This is a genomic window from Aeromicrobium sp., assembly GCF_014378035.1.
In the GTDB taxonomy this organism is placed as follows: domain Bacteria; phylum Actinomycetota; class Actinomycetes; order Propionibacteriales; family Nocardioidaceae; genus Aeromicrobium.
Genome location: NZ_JACMOM010000312.1, coordinates 1 through 2931 on the forward strand (window position 1 = coordinate 1; position 2931 = coordinate 2931).

A 2931-nucleotide genomic window follows, 5' to 3' on the forward strand; every position below is an offset into this window, starting at 1 on the left:
GGGGGGTTTCTGTGGGCATAGAGGAACCATAACCGGGCAATGTCGGTGGCGCGAGGCACCATGTGCGCATGACAGCACTCAGACCCACCATCAGTGGCATTCTTCGCGCGTTCTTCGACGAGCGGATGCAGGGCACCTCCGGCGTGCGCCTGCAGCGCATCCGCCGCACCGAGGTCCGCCTGCGCGCGTTCCTCGAGAACGAGGGGGAGCGCGGCCTCGTCCCCGCCGACCTCGCGCTCCTCGCTGCCGAACGGCAGATCCAGCCCGCCGACGCCTTCTGTCGCCTGATGCACGCTGACGACCTCGTCTTCGTGCTCTTCGCCTTCGTGGAGGAGCCCTGGCTGGAACGCGAGATCCTCGACCGGAGGATGCAGCTCGCGCTGGTCGAGAAGCTCGTTGCACGACTTCTCCTTCGCGGGCTGGTCGACCGGGAGGAGGTCATCTGCCCGCTGCTCGACCTCCGCAACCGGCTCGACGTGGCGCGGCGCCAGCTCCGCGTCGACGTGGACCGACGCAGGAGGGGGATGAGCGACACCCCGAGCAGGTGACCGGCCGCGGGATTTTAGAACCGGGTAACACAATGTTCATGAGGAAGTCTTAGCGTTACGTGGTGGGGGGAATCCCGCAATCCGTCAGGAATCTGTTGCGCATCTATCGAACTGGCAGCATCTGTGTCATCGCGTGTCTGGGGCTGGCGGTGGCGACCCGGGCTGGGGCCGCCACCCTGCCCGCTCCGCCGCCGCTGGAACTCACGTTCCTATCGACGACGGACACCCACGGGCACGCCGTCAACTGGGACTACTTCGCCAATGCCGAGTACCCGACCGGGGGCGAGCTCGGCCTCACCCGGGTGGCCACCGTTGTCGAGGACGTGCGGGCCGAGAAGGGTGCGGAGTCCGTGGTCGTGCTCGACAACGGCGACGCCATCCAGGGCACACCGCTCGCCTACTACTACGGTCTCGGCGACGGCGCAGAGGACGTGATCGCCGGCACCGACACGCACCCGATGGCGCGCGCGTTCAACACCATCGGCTACGACGCGCTCGCCGTCGGGAACCACGAGTACAACTACGGTCTCGACCTGCTGTCCGCCTACGACCGCCAGCTCGACGCCCCGCTACTCGGCGCGAACGTGATCGATGTCGCGACGGGGCTTCCGTACCACGAGCCGTACGAGCTGATCGAGCGCACGATCGACGGCGAAAAAGTCACCATCGGTGTGATCGGTCTCGTCACCCCCGGGGTGCGGGTCTGGGACCGACAGTATGTCGACGGGGTCCTCGAGTTCCAGGACATGGTCGCCGCCGCGAAAGACTGGGTGCCCATCGTCGACGACCTCGCCGACGTGGTCGTCGTGCTCGCCCACACCGGCAAGGGCACCGTGCCGGACGCCGACTACGCTGCGGTCGACCTCAACGAGGACGTTGTGCAGAACATCGCCTACCAGGTGCCGGGAATCGACGTGCTCATCGCCGGCCACAGCCACCAGGACAACCCAGGCACGATCTCGACGAATATCGCCGGGGAACAGGTCATGACGACCCAGCCGCAGTTCTGGGCACAGAGCGTCACCGAGGTGATCGTGGGCCTCGTGCCCGACCCGGCCGGCGGTTTCGAGGTCGACTGGTCCGCCTCGAACCTGCCTGTCGCCGAGGCGCACTACGGCCGCGACATCGTTGTCGAGAACGCGGCCCTCGTCGACGCGTTGGACGCCCAGCACACCACGACCATCGAGTACGTCAACACCCCGGTGGCCAGCTCCCTGACCGAGCTCCCCGCGGCCACCTCCCGCTACGAGGACACCCCGATCATCGACTTCATCAACCACGTGCAGGCGCTGACTGTCGAGGTGGCTCTCCGCGGCACCGAGTGGGAGGGGATCCCCGTGATCTCGCAGGCCTCCCCGTTCTCCCGCACCGCGGCCTTCCCCCAGGGACAGGTCACGATCCGCGACATCGCGGGGCTGTACATCTACGAGAACACTCTCCGCGGTGTCCAGCTCACCGGTGCCGAGGTGCGCGACTACCTCGAGTACTCGGCCAGGTATTTCGCGCAGGTGCCGGAGGGCGCGGTCTTCGACCCGGCGACGGGCACCAACTCCGCCTACGCCGACCGTCCGCAGGGGGTGCCGGACTACAACTACGACGTGCTGTCGGGCATCGACTACCGCATCGACATCTCGCAGCCGGTCGGGTCGCGCATCGGTGAGCTGACGCTCGCCGACGGCACGGCTGTCGCCGACACGGACCTGTTCATCATGGCCGCGAACAACTACCGCCAGGGTGGCGGTGGGGCCTACCCGGCGATCGCCGACGCGCCGATCGTCTACGACGAGCTGCTGGAGATCCGCCAGCTGCTCATCGAGTGGGCCAGCGCTGCCGCCGTCATCGATCCAGCCGACTTCTTCGTGCAGAACTGGACCCTCGGCACCTCACCCCTAGCGGTGGTGCCCTCGGTCGACCCGGCCGATCCCGTCACCCCGGCCGATCCCGTCACCCCCGGCGACGTCATCGGGGGTACGGACGGCACATCGGATGGCGACTCCGCTGGCGGCATCGCGAGCTCGACGACCGGCGGATCCCTCGCCGCCACCGGCGCAACGGATGTCGGAGTCACCGGCGGCATCGCGGCGCTGCTGCTCGTCTTCGGCGCGGCCCTCTGGGTCGCCGCACGCCGCAGGACCGCCCGCGGCTAAGAGGAGACGAGCTCCTCGCCGCGAGCGATCGACGCCGACCGGGACATCCCGGTGCAGGAGCAGGGCCCGGCTCGCCGACCCGGAGGGTAACGAGTTCTGCGTGCTCTCCCCGCGCGACTGACCAACCGGCGCAACGTCGCGGACGATTCCACCCGCGTCCGCGCTCCGTGTCATGATGCGTGGATGATCACTTTCGACGACGCCAAACGACTCGCCGACGAGGCGCTCCGCGACAC

The 2931-nt window shown here is 68.1% G+C and carries 2 protein-coding genes; both read left to right on the forward strand.

What is annotated here, in order from left to right; all coding sequences use genetic code 11:
- Positions 1 to 68 precede the first annotated feature (68 nt).
- Complete coding sequence (locus H7290_RS16235) at positions 69 to 548, forward strand: hypothetical protein (protein WP_290515063.1); 480 nt, start codon at positions 69 to 71, stop codon at positions 546 to 548.
- Between the two features lie 95 nt (positions 549 to 643).
- Complete coding sequence (locus tag H7290_RS16240; RefSeq protein ID WP_290515064.1) at positions 644 to 2695, forward strand: 5'-nucleotidase C-terminal domain-containing protein; 2052 nt, start codon at positions 644 to 646, stop codon at positions 2693 to 2695.
- Positions 2696 to 2931 lie beyond the last annotated feature (236 nt).